Origin of the sequence: Pseudomonas wadenswilerensis (assembly GCF_024749185.1) — a bacterium.
In the GTDB taxonomy this organism is placed as follows: Bacteria; Pseudomonadota; Gammaproteobacteria; order Pseudomonadales; family Pseudomonadaceae; genus Aquipseudomonas; species Aquipseudomonas wadenswilerensis.
On record NZ_CP087191.1, the window covers coordinates 2,013,729 to 2,029,442 of the forward strand.

The following is a 15,714-nucleotide window of genomic DNA, read 5'->3' on the forward strand; positions in this document are numbered from 1 at the left end:
GCGCGGCTGCAGGTCGGGCGGATCAATGGCCGTGGTAGCGAGCGCTGGCCCATTCCCACCAGAGGGCGTTCAGTTCACAGTACGGTGCAATCCGCCCGGTGGTTTCGGCATACAGGTCGTCCCGGTCGAGTTTCGAGGGGATGAAACCCAGGCTGCGCAGGTCTCGGTCGATCAGCGCTGCGCTGCTGTCCAGCGCCTTGATCGGCTGGCGTTGGTAGGGGCGCGGGTCTTCACCGTAATACACCTTGGCCGGGCCGAAGGGTACGCCCTCAAGGCGGATATGACCGAGGTTGTTCAAATGGCCTTCAGCAATGCTGCCGTCGGCGAAGATAACCTTGTAGGCCGCGCCGGGAACCCCGCCCAGCTTGCCGTCGTCCAGGCTCAGCTCCAGCCAGTTGCTGGTGGCCGCCGGGTTGATCTGCTCCCGGCTGAGTTTGCCGGCATCGGTGGCCGCCGGATGGGTACTGACCGTACCGTGCTCGCGCAGGCTGTCGACGCGCCGCGACTGCGGTTTGCTGGTTTGCGCCGGGGTGCGCAGGCTGCTGCCCGAAGCCTCGGCAGAGCTATTGCGTTGCACCGCAAGCCACGGCATCAGGCGTTCGTCGATGCGTTCGATCAGATCGTCCAGGTGTTCGCCGGCCTGCTCCAGGTCGCTCAGCACCAGCGCCTGGCGTTGCTCATCGAGTGCCAGGAAAGCCGCACTGGCACGTACCGCCATGATGATCTGCGCAAGCTCTGCACGCAGCACCTCGGCGTTCAGGCTTTCTTCAAGCAGGGCATCCGGGCTGGTCTTCAGTTTGCAATTGAGCAGCACATGGCGCAGCAAATCGTAAAGCTGCTCGGCGTGTTTTTGCGGGTCGCGATTGACCAGGCGCAGCACGCGCTTGAGCCCGTGGCCGGGGCCGGGTACCCAGCCGAGCAGGGCCAGGGCCAGGTCAAAATAGGCGTCGTCCTGCTCCTGAGCGTCGCCAGCAAGGTCCAGGGCCAGGATCGCCTCGACCGTGTCATAGGTGTTAAGGGCCTGGGCCAGGTGTGGGATGTTGCCGGCGTCGATGGCATCGGACAGGGTCACGCCGGCAGCCTTGATGTCGTAGGCGAAGTCTTCGTCGCTGTCTTCGTCGTCCTCTTCGTCGATAACTTCTTCGTCCTCGTGCTGGTCTTCAGCGTCGCCCAGGCACTCCCAGCGTATGGCTCGGTAAACCGGCAGTTTGCGGGCGTGTTCGAGCAAGTCATGGGGGAAGATCACGTGCAGCAGTGCGCGGGTATCGATGCCGTAAAGCAGGGCCACGGCTGCCGCCTCGAACGACCAGTAGCCGACGTAGCCGCTTATATCGTCGCCATGGGTGTCGTACCAGCTGGCGTGCAGGAAGTGCTCGTACCATTGCTCGCAGTAGCCCTGCAGGCGGCTGGCCGCTTGCTCGGGGCTGGTGGCGTAGATGGTTTGCACCAGCGGCGTGGCGTAGTCCTGGTACCACTCATCGACATCGTAACGGTCGGGCAGCACCCGGCTCAGCAGGTCTTCATAGAGGGTGTCTTGTTCGGCGTAGCCGCCGTTGTCCATCAGCGCGACGAAGCGTTCGAGCAGGTCGTGGCGGCCGAGCAGGATGCACAGGCTGATGACCTGCATGCATTCGTGATGCTCTTCGACATCGTCCAGATTCAGCGGGGCGACGTCCGGTTCTTCGGCATACACCGCCATCTTGCGTTGCAGTTGCTCGTACTCTGTGATCAGCGCCTCGAGCAAGGCGGGCAGGGCGTCGAAGTCGACGCCGGCGGTATAGCTGATCAGCAGTTTGTCCAGCGCCAGGCCCTTGAGCCTTTTGCCGCTGAATACCGCTTCCTGTTCGTCGGAGCCGGCCTGCAGGCGGTTGTTGCGCAGGAATGCACGGCTTTCTTGGTCGTGTTCGAGGAAACGCTCGTAGCGTTGCGGCGAAAGAAAATGCTGTCGCTTGTGCATGCCATCCATCCCTGGGAAATTCGAGCGCGCAGGGTGCAGCAAGCGCACTCGAAGTTCAACCGCCGCTCAGAACGAACGGACGATTTTGCCCAGGGTCTCCATGGCCTTTTCCGATTGCTCGGTCCAGGGGCTGCCATAGTTCAGGCGGATGCAGTTGCGAAAGCGCCGGGTCGGCGAAAAAATCGGCCCGGGGGCGATGCTGATGCCCTGGGCCAGGGCCATCTGGAACAGTTTCAGCGAGTCCATTTGCTCGGGCAACTCCAGCCACAGGAAGTAACCGCCAGCTGGATGGCTGACCCGGGTCTGTGGCGGGAAATACCGGGCAATGGCTGCGAGCATCGCCGCCTGTTGTTCCTCCAGGGCGTAGCGCAGCCTGCGCAGGTGGCGGTCGTAGCCGCCGTGCTGCAGGTAGTCGGCGATCGCCGCCTGGGCCGGCATCGAGGCGCACAGCGAGGTCATCAGCTTCAGCCGTTCGATCTTTTGCGCATAGCGCCCGGCCGCGACCCAACCGATGCGGTAGCCGGGGGCCAGGCTCTTGGCGAAGGAGCCGCAGTGCATCACCAGGCCGTCGGTGTCGAAGGCCTTGGCCGGTTTCGGCGCCTGCTGGGCGTAGTACAGCTCGGCGTAGACGTCGTCTTCGATCAACGGCACCTGATGCTCGCGCAAGAGCTCCACAAGCTGCTGTTTCTTTTCCTCCGGCATGCTTGCGCCTACCGGGTTCTGGAAGTTGGTCATGCACCACACGGCCTTGACCGGGTGTTTGGCCAGGGTCTGGGCCAGTACCCCGAGGTCGATGCCTTCGCGCGGGTGCACGGGGATCTCCACCGCCTTGAGCTTGAGCCGCTCGAGGATCTGCAGGCAGGCATAAAACGCCGGCGCTTCGATGGCCACCAGGTCACCGGGCTCGGTCACCGCCTGCAGGCACAGGTTCAGAGCCTCCAGCGCGCCGTTGGTGATCAGCAGCTCTTCCATGGGCAGCATCAGGCCGCCGACCATGTAGCGCAGGGCAATCTGCCGACGCAGTTGCGGGTTGCCCGGCGACAGGTCGGTGACCACCATGCGCGGGTCCATCTCGCGGCTGGCGCTGGCCATGGAGCGGGCCAGGCGTGGCAGCGGGAACAGGTTGGGGCTGGGGAACGCCGAGCCGAAGGCCACGGTTTGCGGGTCCTTGATCGAGTCGAGAATCGAGAACACCAGCTCGCTGACATCCACCTCGGTGGACTCGCTGGCCTGCTCGATGATCTGCGGCTCGCTGAACTGGCGCGGCGCGTGGGCGTTGACGAAGTACCCCGAGCGTGGCCGGGCACGGATCAGCCCACGGCGCTCCAGCAGGTAGTAGGCCTGGAATACCGTGGACGGGCTGACGCCGTGGGTCTGGCTGGCATATCGCACCGACGGCACGCGCTGGCCGGGGCCGAGGACCCCGGAGCGAATCAGTTCGGCAATGTCGTCGGCGAATTTCTCGTAGCGTTTCATCATGGCTCGAAAGGTTTCGGATGCTCGGGCAGTGTATGGGATCAGCGGTTCAAAGGCGCGACAAAACGGCTGTGGGCGACGCTGCGGATGCCCGGTTCGTCGGTGTCGATCAGTTCGAAGCTGATGTCCTGGGAGCTGCTTTGTGGGCGCTCGGCCAACATCGCCACCGACACCGGCAAGTCGCTCATTTCCCCGGCTGCCAGGCTGAACTCGGTCTTGCCGTGCAGTTCGAAGCCTTCGGCGTCGAGCAGGCGCAGGCGGTAGTGCTGGGCTTGCTGGGTCTTGTTGATGACCTTGAGGGTGTAGATGTTCTCGATCTGCCCGGCATTGTTCTCACGGAACAGGCCGCGGTCCTTGATCACGTCCATCGACACCATCGGCCGCTGCTGCAGGGCGATGACCAGGGCGCCGATCATCACCACCAGGGCGGTGACGTAACCGAGCAGGCGCGGACGCAGCCAGTTGGTGGTACCACCTTGCAGGGTGTGTTCGGACTTGTAGCCGACCAGGCCGCGGGCGTAGCCCATCTTGTCCATGATCGAGTCACAGGCATCGATACAGGCAGCGCAACCGATGCACTCCATCTGCAGGCCGTCACGGATGTCGATACCGGTCGGGCAGACCTGCACGCACATGTGGCAATCGATGCAGTCGCCCAGGCCCTTGGCCTTGTGGTCGATTTCTTTCTTGCGCGGGCCGCGGGACTCGCCTCGGGCCGGGTCGTAGGCGACGGTCAGGGTGTCCTTGTCGAACATCACGCTCTGGAACCGCGCATACGGGCACATGTGCATGCACACCGCTTCACGCAGCCAGCCGGCGTTGATGTAGGTGGCGCCGGTGAAGAACAAGATCCAGAACAGGCTGACTCCGCCCAGTTGCAGGGTGAACAGTTCTTCGGCCAGCGGGCGGATCGGCGTGAAGTAGCCGACGAATGTCAGCCCGGTCAGCAGGCTGATGCCCAGCCACAGGGTGTGCTTGGCCGAGCGCCGGGCCAGTTTGTTCAGGCTCCATGGCGCGGCATCAAGCTTGATGCGCTGGTTGCGTTCACCTTCGGTGATTTTTTCGCACCACATGAAGATCCAGGTCCAGGAGCTCTGTGGGCAGGTATAGCCACACCACACCCGGCCGGCGAACACCGTGATGGCAAACAGGCCGAAGGCGCAGATGATCAACAAGGCCGAGAGCAGGATGAAATCCTGTGGCCAGAAGGTGGCGCCGAAGATGTGGAACTTGCTGTCGGCCAGGTCCCAAAGCACGGCCTGACGACCGCCCCAGTTCAACCAGACGGTGCCGAAGAACAGCAAAAACAGAAAACCCGCGCCAGCCAGGCGCAGGTTACGAAACAAGCCGGTGAAGCTACGGGTGTGGATCTGTCTGTCGCTGCTGGCAGGCTTCTTCTTGAAGGTGGAAGGCTCAGCAATTTCAACGATCTGGACGGGGATTCTATCGCTCATGGTTCGTCGCTCATCAGGCCTCGATCAGGCCAGAGCACTATGGCGCCCCATCTGTTTGCATAACAGGCTCAGGTATCTGGATAAAAACCGTATCAGATTTCTGGTCGAAACCCTGTAGGCCTTAGATTACCGAGCCTGGCTCGGATGCCTTGAGATGCCTGCGACCATCCACCGCACCCGCTACAGTGAGGGCATCGGCCTCCTGTTCGGTGATTGGCACGCGCTCGCCTTTGAGCACTGCGACAGACATGCGCAGTTCGGCGTCAGTGATGACTTCGACATCCTTGGCTTCACCCTGGACATGCATGTCGTCACTGATCAGGGTGCAGCGCTGATTGGTTTCATCTATTTCAATAGGCATGGCCGCTTCCTCATGGCTGGTGTCCTATTGCTTGAGACCGCAGCGCTGCCCCGGATACTGGCAACAACCGATCAGCGGTCAACGGCGCACTTGCCGTCACCGCCGTTGTCCACCGATTAATCCCTTCTGCATGGACAACGCCCATGGACGCCTGGTGGCATCAAGTCTGGATCACCCTGGTGGCGGAGTTCGCCGACATCACCGATGCCAAGCAGCTTACCCAGGTGACGGTGCGCCTGATCATGGCGGCGTTGCTTGGTGCCGTCCTCGGTTTTGAGCGTGAGCTCAAGGGCAAGGCCGCCGGGGTGCGCACCCATATGCTGGTAGCCCTGGGCGCGGCGCTGTTCGTGCTGGTGCCGCGCATGGCCGGGGCCGACGACGCGGCGCTGAGCCGGGTGGTACAGGGGATCGTCGCCGGGATCGGCTTTCTCGGTGCCGGCACCATTCTCAAGGGCCACGACCAGGATGCCGGGCATGTCAAAGGCCTGACCACGGCGGCGGGCTTGTGGATGACGGCGGCGATCGGCGTGGCGGCGGGCATGGGGCGTGAAGCAACGGCCGTGATCAGCACCTTGCTGGCCTTACTGGTATTGGGGGTGATGCCGCTGGTGGTAAACCGCTTCGAGAGGGACGATGAGGATGAAAACGGGGAGGGCGGGAAGCACTGAGGGGAGCCTAGGCTCCCCTCAAAGATTGTTGCGTGCTCTTTTTTTGTTATTGGAGGGCGGCCTGTTGTTGTTTTTGGCGACCGTTGCCTCTGTATCACTGGCGATCCCCATCCGGGATCAAGAGCAAACGTATTTTTTTGAGCGCTGATCTACCTTCATCATTGCTGATCCAACCGTGACCTGCGCTACCTTGGGGTAGTTTTATTGTTCTGTGTCCGGTTGCGGGGCAAGCCCCTGGAAAGCACATCCTCTCCAAAAAAATCTGTTAGCTGCGCCTCTGTCGTGTTGTTCTTGTTATGTCAGAGTCGTTTCGTCTTATTTTTATTGGGTGTGTCGCACTTTTTATTGTTCTTGTACCTGAGATATAGCAGGTGCCGTGCCAACTTTTTAAATCACAATAAAATCAATGACTTATAGGTTTCGCTGAAAATCTGGACCGAGAAATTCTGTCGATTTGTTTCCGTGTTACCCGGAATTTCCCTGAAAAGTGCGGGTGCGGTAACACCCAGGCCCTGACCTGGCTGTTACCGCCTGTGTTCAACGTGCATTACGGGCGCGTGCCACCCGCGAACCGCTGGCGCGGCCGAGCACTTCACTGATACGCAAGCCCGCGGCGATCAGGCGCTCCAGGTCTATACCGGTGTCGATGTCCAGGCCCTGGAGCATGTACAGCACGTCTTCGCTGGCAACGTTACCGCTGGCGCCCTTGGCGTAAGGACAGCCGCCAAGGCCCGCAACAGAGCTGTCGAATACACTGATACCTTCGAGCAGGCTGGCATAGACGTTGGCCAGGGCCTGGCCGTAGGTGTCATGGAAGTGACCGGCCAGTTGGTCCCGTGGCACCTGGGCGCCGACCACTTCGAACAGGCGCCGGGTCGCCCCGGGGGTGCCGGTGCCGATGGTGTCGCCCAGCGACACTTCATAGCAGCCCATGTCGTGCAGCTCGCGGGCCACCGGGGCGACCTGTTCGGCACTGATCATGCCTTCATAGGGGCAGCCCAATACACACGATACATAACCTCGTACCCGCACCCCGTGCTGGCGCGCCGCTTCCATGATCGGTACGAAGCGCTGCAGGCTGTCGCTGATCGAGCAGTTGATGTTGCGCTGGGAGAACGCCTCGGACGCGGCGGCAAACACCGCGACCTCCTTGACCCCGGCCGCCAGCGCATCTTCGAAACCACGCAGGTTCGGCGCCAGCGCTGCGTAGGTCACCCCGCTGTGTTGCTGGATATTGGCAAACACCTCGGCGGAGCCGGCCATCTGCGGTACCCACTTGGGCGAAACGAAGCTGCCCACTTCTATATAGGACAGGCCTGCCGCACTCAGGTCATCGACCAGACGCACCTTGTCGGCCACGCTGATGGGCTGGGCTTCGTTCTGCAGGCCGTCGCGCGGGCCGACTTCGACCAGGCGGACTTTTTCAGGCAATGACATGGCAGGGTTCCTCAGGGCTCAATGGCTGTTTTTCTGGTTGTTCAGGGTGGCGGCCAGGGCTTGTTCGCAGCGCTCTTCGGCGGTGTCCAGCTCCAGTTGCATCTGCTGGATGTCCAGCAGTTGCTGCTCAAGCTGGGCCCGGCGTTCGGCGATCTTGGCCAGCATGCTGTGCAGTTGCTTGAGGTTGCCGCTGGTAGGATCGTAGAGCTCGATCAGCTCTCGGCACTCGGCCAGGGAAAAACCGATGCGCTTGCCGCGCAGGATCAGCTTCAGGCTGACCTTGTCGCGGGCCGAGTAGACCCGCTCCAGGCCACGGCGTTCGGGGCTGAGCAGGCCCTGTTCTTCATAGAAGCGGATCGCCCGGGTGGTGATGTCCAGCTCGCGGGACAGGTCGGAGATGCTGTAGGTCTGGCTGCTCATTGCTTGGCTCGGTAAAAGGGCATGGAGCTAAGCTAATTGCAGGTTGACGTATACGTCAAGCAAGGATTGGCAGGGCTATGCCCTGCATCGCCGGCAACGCCGGCTTGTGTCTTGAGGTAGGAATAGAATCAGAAGTGAGAGCGGTGAATGGCAAGCTGTACGCCGGTAGTGCTTAAAGCACGTGTGGGAGCAAAGCTGCCATTCACCTCTCCACTCTGGCCCGAGCCCGAACAGTTGATTGAGCGCCTCTCGAATCACAAGCGTGGGCCAAGCCAGAGCGCTCTCACAACTGAGTGTAAGAGGGTTCAGCCATGTTGTCTTCTGTTGGAATCGACACTGCCAAAGCCACTTTGGAAATCTGCATCAAACCTCAGAAAATCCGCTTCGAAGTGGCCAACAACTCCGCAGGCTTCGAGGCGTTGCTTGAGCGTCTGAAGGACTTCAAGATCAGTCGAGTGCTGATCGAAGCGACAGGCGGCTACGAGAAAGATGTGTTGATCGCCCTGGCCTCAGCAGGACTGGAAACCATCTGCATCAACCCAGCCCGTGCCCGGAAATTCGCCGATGCCATGGGTAAAAAAGCCAAAACCGACAAGATCGACGCCGAAGTCCTTGCGGACTTCGCTGCACACCTCAGCGTTCCTCAAAGCCAACCGATCAGCCCGGAACGCGAAGAGCTGCGCGAGTTGGTGAAGCAGCGCGCCCAATTTGTGCAGAGCCGTGATGACTACAAACGGCGTCGCCTGCAATGCCGCTCGGCAATGGCGATGGCCCACTTTGATGAGCACATAGAACACCTGAAAGTGCTGATCAAACGCCTCGACGAAGAAATTGACCAGGCGATGGTGCAACTGGACGATACCAGGGCGAGTCAGTTGTTGGCGGTGAGCGGAATCGGTCGGGTAACCGCCGCAAATCTGCTCGCCTCACTGCCTGAACTGGGGCAGTTGGACCGCCGTCAGATCGCCGCGCTGGTGGGCGTAGCGCCTTACAACAACGATAGTGGTAGCCATCGAGGGCACCGCCAGATATGGGGTGGTCGGGCCCATGTAAGGCGAGTGCTGTACATGTCGAGCTGGATCATCATCCGTCACAACACAGAATTTAAAGCACGCTACGAAGCACTTCGGGCACGTGGCAAGTGCGCCAAGGTGGCACTCGTAGCTTGCATGCGGGTGCTGATCGTCAGGCTGAATGCAATGCTGCGGGACAATACCCCTTGGCGAGTGCAAACAGCCTGATCAAGACAGTTGCTCCCACAATGGTTCTGTGTTCACTGCAACGGCACCTCAGCCTTGGCCGCCCGCTCATCCTGCGCCACCACCCCCTGGCACAGCTCGATGATCTGTTCGCGCATCCAGCGGTTGGCCGGGTCCTGGTCGGTGCTTTCGTGCCAGTACAGGTGGGTTTCCAGTGACGGCACGTCCACCGGCAGGCTGACATGATTGAGCTGGTGGCGGTGGGCAAAACGTTCCGGCACGGTCATGACCATATCGGTCTGCTGCAGCACCTGCGAGGCCATCAGGTAGTGCTGGGAGCGCAGGGCGACCTTGCGCTGCACGCCCATCTTGCCCAGGGCCAGGTCGACATAGCCCAGGCCATTACGGCGGCTGGAAATATGAATGTGGGTCATGCCCAGGTAATCGTCCAGGCTGAGCTTGTCCTTGAACAGCGGATGGCCCTGGCGCATGGCGCAGACGTAGCGGTCTTGCATCAGCTTGACGTGGCGCACCTGCGGGTCGGTGTTGAGCGGAGCATCGACGGCAAAGTCCAGGCGCCCGGCAGCCAGCTCCTTGGTGGTTTCCCGGCGCTTGCACAGGAAGCTTTCGATCACCACCGCCGGGGCCAGGCGGCGCAGGCGCTGGAACAGCGGCGGCAAAATCACCGCCTCGGTGAGGTCGGTCATGCTGATGCGAAAGGTCTTGTTGGCCTGCAGCGGGTTGAAGATGCGGCTTTCTTGCACCGATACGCGCAACAGCGAGAGGGCATTGCGCACCGGGCCGATGATGTTCTGCGCCATCGGCGTGGGCACCATGCCCTGGGCGGTACGCACGAACAGCGGGTCGTTGAAGGTTTCGCGCAGGCGAGCCAGGGCGTTGGACACTGCCGGCTGGGTAATGCCGACGATCTGCCCGGCCCGGGTCAGGTTGGCTTCGGTATAGATGGCATCGAAGACGATGAACAGATTCAGGTCGACCTTACTCAGGTTCATGGGCGCTGCTCTTGTTGGTGTTATAGGTCGATCATATATCGGTTATGAATGTTTATACACGCCGAGAATAGGCTAGGTGGATTTTGCCTGCTGATCTAGGATCTTTATCAGATCCCTTTTCCACTGAAGGTACTGCCCATGGATTTCGCCTATTCACCCAAGGTCCAGGCGCTGCGCGAACGTGTCACGGCGTTCATGGATGCCTATGTCTATCCCGCCGAAGCGGTATTCGAGCGCCAGGTTGCCGAAGGCGATCGCTGGCAGCCGACCGCGATCATGGAGGAGCTCAAGGCCAGGGCCAAGGCCGAGGGCTTGTGGAACCTGTTCCTGCCTGAGTCGGAACTGGGTGCGGGCCTGACCAACCTTGAATATGCCCCCCTGGCCGAGATCATGGGCCGCTCGTTGCTGGGCCCCGAGCCGTTCAACTGCTCGGCGCCGGACACCGGCAACATGGAAGTGCTGGTGCGTTACGCCAATGAAGAACAGAAGCGCCAGTGGCTGGAACCGCTGCTGCGCGGTGACATCCGCTCGGCATTCGCCATGACCGAGCCGGACGTGGCGTCGTCCGACGCTACCAACATGGCTGCCCGCGCCGTGCGTGACGGTGACGAGTGGGTAATCAATGGCCGCAAGTGGTGGACTTCCGGTGCGTGCGACCCGCGTTGCAAGATCATGATCTTCATGGGCCTGAGCAATCCGGAAGGTCCGCGTCACCAGCAGCATTCGATGATCCTGGTACCCACCGACACACCCGGGGTGAAAATCGTTCGCCCGCTGCCGGTGTTCGGTTACGACGACGCGCCCCATGGCCACGCTGAAGTGCTGTTCGAGAACGTGCGCGTGCCTTACGAGAACGTGCTGCTCGGCGAGGGCCGCGGTTTCGAGATCGCCCAGGGGCGCCTTGGCCCGGGCCGCATCCACCACTGCATGCGGTCGATCGGCATGGCCGAGCGGGCCCTCGAGCTGATGTGCAAACGCTCGGTGGAACGTACCGCCTTCGGTCGGCCATTGGCACGCCTGGGTGGCAACATCGACAAGATCGCCGACTCGCGGATGGAAATCGACATGGCCCGGCTGCTCACCCTCAAGGCCGCCTACATGATGGACACCGTGGGCAACAAGGTCGCCCGCAGCGAAATCGCCCAGATCAAGGTGGTGGCGCCGAACGTGGCCCTCAAGGTCATCGACCGGGCGATCCAGATCCACGGCGGTGCCGGTGTCTCGGGCGACTTCCCGCTGGCCTACATGTACGCCATGCAACGCACCCTGCGCCTGGCCGACGGCCCGGACGAAGTGCACCGCGCGGCGATCGGCAAGTACGAGATCGGCAAGTACGTGCCCAAGGAAATGCTCCGTAGCGGTCATTGATGTTTGCCGCGCAAGCCCGTCTCTTTTGTAGGGCTGGGCTTGCCCCGCGAACGGGTCGAGAACAGCGAAAACAACACCCCACCGCTAAGCAGGGCAATGGTCACCCCCAGCGACAGCATCGGCGGTACGGCACCGATCAGGCCGTGATAGAAAATCTTGCCGCCGATGAACACCAGCACCAGTGCCAGCGCGTACTTGAGGTAGATAAAGCGGTGCATCAGTGCTGCCAGGGCAAAGTACAGCGCCCGTAAACCGAGAATCGCGAAGATGTTCGAGGTGTAGACAATGAACGGATCCTGGGTGATGGCAAAGATCGCCGGCACGCTGTCGACGGCGAACACCAGGTCGGCCAGTTCGATCAGCACCAGGGCCAGGAACAGCGGCGTGGCATAGCGCAGCGCCTTGCTCTGCCCGGTGGGGGTGATGTGCACGAAAAAACGCGGGCCATGAAGCTCGTCGGTCACCCGCAGGTGGCGCCGCACGAATTTCAGCACCGGATTATTGGCCAGGTCCGGGTGGGATTGTTCTCCGGAGAACAGCATCTTCACCCCGGTGAACAGCAGGAAGGCACCGAACACATAGAGAATCCAGTCGAACTCCTGTACCAGCGCACTGCCCAGGCCAATCATGATCGCCCGCAGCACCACTACCCCGAGAATCCCCCAGAACAGCACCCGGTGCTGGTAGCGGCGGGGGATGGCGAAGAAGCTGAAGATCATCGCCATGACGAACACGTTGTCCATCGACAGCGACTGCTCGATGAGAAAGCCTGTGTAGAACTCCAGGGCTTTCTGCGCCCCCAGCTCGAACCACACCCACACGCCGAACAGCACGCCAACGCTGAAATAGCCGCCATACAGCAGCAGGCTTTCGCGCATTTCGATTTCGTGCAACTTGCGGTGCAGTACGCCCAGGTCCAGCACCAGCAGGGTCAGGACGATGCCGAGAAAGGCCAGCCAGAACCACAGGCTGGTGCCGAGGAAGTCGTTGTCGAGAAATACCTGTAGAGCTGCCATGAGCCCCTCCTTTATGTCGACGTTGCTGAGCAACAGTGACTCCGACATGGCGGCTTGGCAGCCGTCAGAGGGGCCCGGCGTCACTAAGGACAAGCCTAGCCCCAGGGAGGGTGAGCGCCCAATCGAGGCTGTAACAATTGATTGCCCAGGCTGCCAGGCAGCAAGTCAGTAGACCCACACCTCGACCCGTCGATTGCGGATACGCCCTTGCTCGGCAGTGTTGGCCGCCACCGGCAGTTCGTCACCCAGGCCGATGATCTCGCGCAATTCGACGCCGCTGCGGGCCAGCTCCCGCCGCACTGCCATGGCCCGCAGCCGCGAAAGCAGGGCAGCGCGCCGCGGGTCATCCTTGGCATCGCCGAACCCCACCAGCACCACCTTGTTGGCCAGCTTGTGCCGCGCCTGCAGGTACTGGACGACCCGCTGCACATCGCGCAGGGCCTTGTTGTCGAGGCTGGCGTTGCCCTCCTGGAAGCGAAAGTTGACCGACAGGCGCTGGGCATCATTGGCAAGGCTCAGGTAACGGCGCGGCATGTCGGCACGGGGCTGAACCTTGCCGCTCTGCACCTGCTGGCCGACGAAGCCGTTACGGGTAACGATGGCCTGGCCCTGGGGGCTTTGGGCGAACTCGACCAGGGCTCGGGCCAGCGGGTTGGCCTGGCCGGGCGGCAGATAGAAGTACAACCGTCGCGACAGTGGATAGTCTTCGCTGGCCACCAGCGCCGGTGTCGGCAGCATGGCCTGGGACTCACCGTCGGCAATCGCCACGACTTTGGCGCCATGCACCGTGGCCAGGCTGCTGAAGCCGATGGCCTGGCGGTCGCCGAGCACCTGGCTGGCCAGTTGTTCAGCCGATTCGAAGCGTCTGGCGGTGTCGGCCAGCGGTTGCTGGGCCGGGTCGAGGACCAGCGCCTTGAAGGTTTCGAAGGTCCCGGAGCGGTCGTCGCGGGCGTACAGGTTGATCGGGCCGCTGCCGATACCCAGTTGTTCCCAACGGTTGATCTGCCCGGAAAAAACCTGCGCCAGCTGGGTGGTGGTCAGCTGCGGCAGCGGGTTGTCGGGATGGACGATCACCGCGACACCGTCCAGGGCGATGATCTGCTCGGCAGCGGCACTGTTGAGGTCGCCCAGGGCTTGCAGCTCGCTCAGCTCAACCGGCTTGATCGGGCGGGAGGAGGCGGCCAGTTCTGCCTGGCCGGACTTGAGTGCGCTAAAGCCGGTGCTGGAGCCGTGTGCGGCGATGTCGATGAGCAAGGCCTGGCCGTTGCTGCCCCGGGCACGGACCTGGAGTTCGTTGGCGGCATCGCTACTGACGATGCTGATGGCGCTGGCGCCTTGTTGCTCGAGCAAACCGGTGACCAGCGCCGGTGCCAGCGCGGCACCGATGGTGTTGGAACCCTGGATACGCAATTGCGCCTGCGGGGCAGCGGCGCCAATCAGCGGGAGCAGGCAAAGCACGAGCAGGGAGAGGTGGCGCAACATGCCGTCTGGCACTCATGGGCAAAGGGTGTGCCGGGAGATTAAGACGGAAGGGTGACCAAAAGATGACAGCGTTTTTGCCAACCTGCGCCAATCCTGTGGGAGCCGGCTTGCCGGCGATGCTTTTCCGCGGCCGATACCGTGCTTGGCCAGCCGGGTCTCATCGCTGGCAAGCCAGCTCCCACAGGGTCTGCGTCTGAACTAGCCCAGTTCAAGCCAGATCGGCGCGTGGTCCGAAGGTTTTTCCATACCGCGCAAGTCATAGTCGACCCCGGCATCCTTGATCCGCGGCAGCAGCCCCTGGGAAGCCATGATCAGGTCGATGCGCAGGCCACGTTTGGGCTCGTCTTCAAAGCCGCGGCTGCGGTAGTCGAACCAGCTGAAACGGTCGGCCACTTCCGGGTGCAGGTGGCGGAAACTGTCGACCAGGCCCCAGTTCTTCAGGCGCGCCATCCACTCGCGTTCTTCCGGCAGGAAGCTGCATTTGCCGGTCTTCAGCCAGCGCTTGGCGTTGTCGGCACCGATGCCGATGTCGCAGTCTTCCGGAGAGATGTTCACATCACCCATCACCAGCAATGGCTGATCGTTCTGGAACTGGGTTTCCAGCAGCGCCTGCAGGTCGCTGTAAAAGCGCTGCTTGGCCGGGAATTTGGTCGGGTGGTCGCGGCTTTCGCCCTGGGGGAAGTAGCCGTTCATGATGGTGATCGGCGTGCCATCGGCATCGGCGAAGGTGCCCCAGATGAAGCGGCGCTGGGCTTCTTCTTCATCGGTGCTAAAGCCCTTGTGCAGGCTCAGTGGCGCCTGGCGCGAGAGCAGGGCGACGCCGTAGTGGCCCTTCTGGCCATGAAAGTGTACGTGGTAGCCCAGGGCCTGGACCTCGGCGAGCGGGAACTGCTCGTCGCTGACCTTGGTTTCCTGCAGGCCGATGACGTCGGGCTGGTGCTTTTCGATCAACGCCGCCAACTGGTGGGGCCGGGCACGCAGGCCATTGATGTTGAACGAGACGATCTTCATGGAAGCACAATCCTGGTAAAACCCAGGATCCTAGCCGACATCGGCGGCGTCGGCCAGCGTGGCGATCCACTCGATAGGTTGCTAACCTGTGGCACGAGGTGAACGTTGGCACCCCGAACACCTCAAAGGCAATGAATGCCCATTTCCGGAGGTTTGCCAGCATGCCCGAATCGACTGCCGCACCGGCTGAAGTCCGTCTGCTCGATGGCGGCTACAGCCGCGAGGCGCGCTCCCTGCTGTATCACGCCTATCGCCACGAACCGACCTTTGCCTTTTTGTTCGAAGCCCAGCGCCCGGGGTTCGACCAGCGTATTCGCGCCACCGTGCGCGAGCGGGTCAAGCAGCATTTTCTCCAGGACTTGCCCGCCATTGGCCTGCTGGTCGATGACCGCCTGATCGGCATCGCCCTGATTGCCCCGCCGCAGCGACGCCTGGGCATCACCGAAAGCTGGGCCTGGCGTATGCGCATGGTGCTCAGCACCGGCTTTCGCTGCACCCGCCGCTACCTGGATTACCAGGCCGCGCTGATGGCCTGCCTGCCCAGTGACGCGGTGCATGTGTTGCCGCTGCTGGGGATTCACCCGCAGTTCCAGGGCAAGCACTATGGTGAACAATTGTTGCAGGCGGTGCACGACTGGTGTGCCGTGGATGAGCATTCCCAGGGCGTGGTGCTGGACACCGGCAACGAGCACTACCTGGCGTTTTACCAGCGTCAGGGCTATCAGGAAATTGGCGAGATCGCGGTAGGCCCGGTCCGCGAACACGTGTTCTTCCATCCCAATCCACAGTCGTCGCAGCAGGCTTCGGCCTGAATTGCTCAACCGCGAGGAAAACCTTGGGCTCCATGCTGCC

At 62.0% G+C, this 15,714-nt stretch carries 14 protein-coding genes; 4 read left to right on the top strand and 10 right to left on the bottom strand.

Annotated elements, in window-relative coordinates; genetic code table 11:
• Positions 1–22: 22 nt before the first annotated feature.
• From LOY45_RS09280 to LOY45_RS09295, 4 genes are all read right to left on the bottom strand, one after another.
• Positions 23–1,957, bottom strand: coding sequence for a PoNe immunity protein domain-containing protein (locus LOY45_RS09280; protein WP_258579006.1), 1,935 nt, complete (start codon positions 1,955–1,957; stop codon positions 23–25).
• Positions 1,958–2,023: 66 nt separating this feature from the next.
• Positions 2,024–3,433 carry a GntR family transcriptional regulator MpaR gene (gene mapR / locus LOY45_RS09285; RefSeq protein ID WP_010226541.1) on the bottom strand — a complete coding sequence of 470 codons (1,410 nt, stop codon included), beginning with the start codon at positions 3,431–3,433 and terminating at the stop codon, positions 2,024–2,026.
• A 41-nt stretch (positions 3,434–3,474) separates the two neighbouring features.
• Positions 3,475–4,887: a cytochrome c oxidase accessory protein CcoG gene (gene ccoG, locus LOY45_RS09290; protein ID WP_115087811.1), complete on the bottom strand. Its 1,413-nt coding sequence runs from the start codon at positions 4,885–4,887 to the stop codon at positions 3,475–3,477.
• A 121-nt stretch (positions 4,888–5,008) separates the two neighbouring features.
• Positions 5,009–5,248, bottom strand: coding sequence for a DUF3203 family protein (locus LOY45_RS09295; RefSeq protein ID WP_115087810.1), 240 nt, complete (start codon positions 5,246–5,248; stop codon positions 5,009–5,011).
• A gap of 143 nt (positions 5,249–5,391) precedes the next feature.
• Here LOY45_RS09295 and LOY45_RS09300 point away from each other — a divergent pair, with 143 nt between their 5' ends.
• On the top strand, positions 5,392–5,916 hold the full coding sequence (locus LOY45_RS09300; protein WP_115087809.1) for an MgtC/SapB family protein: 525 nt from the start codon (positions 5,392–5,394) through the stop codon (positions 5,914–5,916).
• A 537-nt stretch (positions 5,917–6,453) separates the two neighbouring features.
• Here the strand turns inward: LOY45_RS09300 and LOY45_RS09305 are convergent.
• Both LOY45_RS09305 and LOY45_RS09310 read right to left on the bottom strand, forming a co-directional pair.
• Positions 6,454–7,353, bottom strand: a complete 900-nt coding sequence (locus LOY45_RS09305; protein ID WP_258579007.1) for a hydroxymethylglutaryl-CoA lyase — start codon at positions 7,351–7,353, stop codon at positions 6,454–6,456.
• 18 nt (positions 7,354–7,371) lie between these two features.
• The gene (locus tag LOY45_RS09310) at positions 7,372–7,773 is read right to left on the bottom strand and encodes a MerR family transcriptional regulator (protein ID WP_028944211.1); all 402 of its coding nucleotides are present in this window, start codon (positions 7,771–7,773) and stop codon (positions 7,372–7,374) included.
• 311 nt (positions 7,774–8,084) lie between these two features.
• Here LOY45_RS09310 and LOY45_RS09315 point away from each other — a divergent pair, with 311 nt between their 5' ends.
• Complete coding sequence (locus LOY45_RS09315; protein ID WP_258578010.1) at positions 8,085–9,014, top strand: IS110 family RNA-guided transposase; 930 nt, start codon at positions 8,085–8,087, stop codon at positions 9,012–9,014.
• A gap of 32 nt (positions 9,015–9,046) precedes the next feature.
• Here the strand turns inward: LOY45_RS09315 and LOY45_RS09320 are convergent, their stop codons facing one another.
• Positions 9,047–9,985 carry a LysR family transcriptional regulator gene (locus LOY45_RS09320; RefSeq protein WP_258579008.1) on the bottom strand — a complete coding sequence of 313 codons (939 nt, stop codon included), beginning with the start codon at positions 9,983–9,985 and terminating at the stop codon, positions 9,047–9,049.
• Between the two features lie 138 nt (positions 9,986–10,123).
• Here LOY45_RS09320 and LOY45_RS09325 point away from each other — a divergent pair, with 138 nt between their 5' ends.
• The gene (locus tag LOY45_RS09325) at positions 10,124–11,353 is read left to right on the top strand and encodes an acyl-CoA dehydrogenase (RefSeq protein ID WP_233674727.1); all 1,230 of its coding nucleotides are present in this window, start codon (positions 10,124–10,126) and stop codon (positions 11,351–11,353) included.
• Here LOY45_RS09325 and LOY45_RS09330 read toward each other — a convergent pair.
• From LOY45_RS09330 to xthA, 3 genes are all read right to left on the bottom strand, one after another.
• Entirely contained in the window at positions 11,347–12,369 is a 1,023-nt protein-coding gene (locus LOY45_RS09330) for a TerC family protein (RefSeq protein ID WP_134063362.1), read from the bottom strand. The two genes, LOY45_RS09325 and LOY45_RS09330, sit on opposite strands and share 7 nt — an antisense overlap.
• A gap of 165 nt (positions 12,370–12,534) precedes the next feature.
• Positions 12,535–13,851 (bottom strand): substrate-binding domain-containing protein, encoded by a 1,317-nt coding sequence (locus tag LOY45_RS09335; RefSeq protein ID WP_115087804.1) that lies wholly within the window; start codon positions 13,849–13,851, stop codon positions 12,535–12,537.
• 198 nt (positions 13,852–14,049) lie between these two features.
• Positions 14,050–14,862, bottom strand: coding sequence for an exodeoxyribonuclease III (xthA, locus tag LOY45_RS09340; protein ID WP_115087803.1), 813 nt, complete (start codon positions 14,860–14,862; stop codon positions 14,050–14,052).
• 161 nt (positions 14,863–15,023) lie between these two features.
• Between xthA and LOY45_RS09345 the strand changes: the two genes are divergently transcribed.
• Positions 15,024–15,674: a GNAT family N-acetyltransferase gene (locus tag LOY45_RS09345; protein ID WP_115087802.1), complete on the top strand. Its 651-nt coding sequence runs from the start codon at positions 15,024–15,026 to the stop codon at positions 15,672–15,674.
• Positions 15,675–15,714: the final 40 nt, after the last annotated feature.

Excerpts from the sequence above, each read along its gene's own strand:
- ccoG (WP_115087811.1), bottom strand. The coding sequence starts at position 4,887 with ATGAGCGATAGAATCCCCGTCCAGATCGTTGAAATTGCTGAGCCTTCC.
- LOY45_RS09315 (WP_258578010.1), top strand. The coding sequence starts at position 8,085 with ATGTTGTCTTCTGTTGGAATCGACACTGCCAAAGCCACTTTGGAAATC.
- LOY45_RS09335 (WP_115087804.1), bottom strand. The coding sequence starts at position 13,851 with ATGTTGCGCCACCTCTCCCTGCTCGTGCTTTGCCTGCTCCCGCTGATT.
- LOY45_RS09325 (WP_233674727.1), top strand. The coding sequence starts at position 10,124 with ATGGATTTCGCCTATTCACCCAAGGTCCAGGCGCTGCGCGAACGTGTC.
- LOY45_RS09345 (WP_115087802.1), top strand. The coding sequence starts at position 15,024 with ATGCCCGAATCGACTGCCGCACCGGCTGAAGTCCGTCTGCTCGATGGC.
- LOY45_RS09295 (WP_115087810.1), bottom strand. The coding sequence starts at position 5,248 with ATGCCTATTGAAATAGATGAAACCAATCAGCGCTGCACCCTGATCAGT.
- LOY45_RS09305 (WP_258579007.1), bottom strand. The coding sequence starts at position 7,353 with ATGTCATTGCCTGAAAAAGTCCGCCTGGTCGAAGTCGGCCCGCGCGAC.
- LOY45_RS09280 (WP_258579006.1), bottom strand. The coding sequence starts at position 1,957 with ATGCACAAGCGACAGCATTTTCTTTCGCCGCAACGCTACGAGCGTTTC.
- xthA (WP_115087803.1), bottom strand. The coding sequence starts at position 14,862 with ATGAAGATCGTCTCGTTCAACATCAATGGCCTGCGTGCCCGGCCCCAC.
- LOY45_RS09300 (WP_115087809.1), top strand. The coding sequence starts at position 5,392 with ATGGACGCCTGGTGGCATCAAGTCTGGATCACCCTGGTGGCGGAGTTC.
- LOY45_RS09330 (WP_134063362.1), bottom strand. The coding sequence starts at position 12,369 with ATGGCAGCTCTACAGGTATTTCTCGACAACGACTTCCTCGGCACCAGC.
- LOY45_RS09320 (WP_258579008.1), bottom strand. The coding sequence starts at position 9,985 with ATGAACCTGAGTAAGGTCGACCTGAATCTGTTCATCGTCTTCGATGCC.
- mapR (WP_010226541.1), bottom strand. The coding sequence starts at position 3,433 with ATGAAACGCTACGAGAAATTCGCCGACGACATTGCCGAACTGATTCGC.
- LOY45_RS09310 (WP_028944211.1), bottom strand. The coding sequence starts at position 7,773 with ATGAGCAGCCAGACCTACAGCATCTCCGACCTGTCCCGCGAGCTGGAC.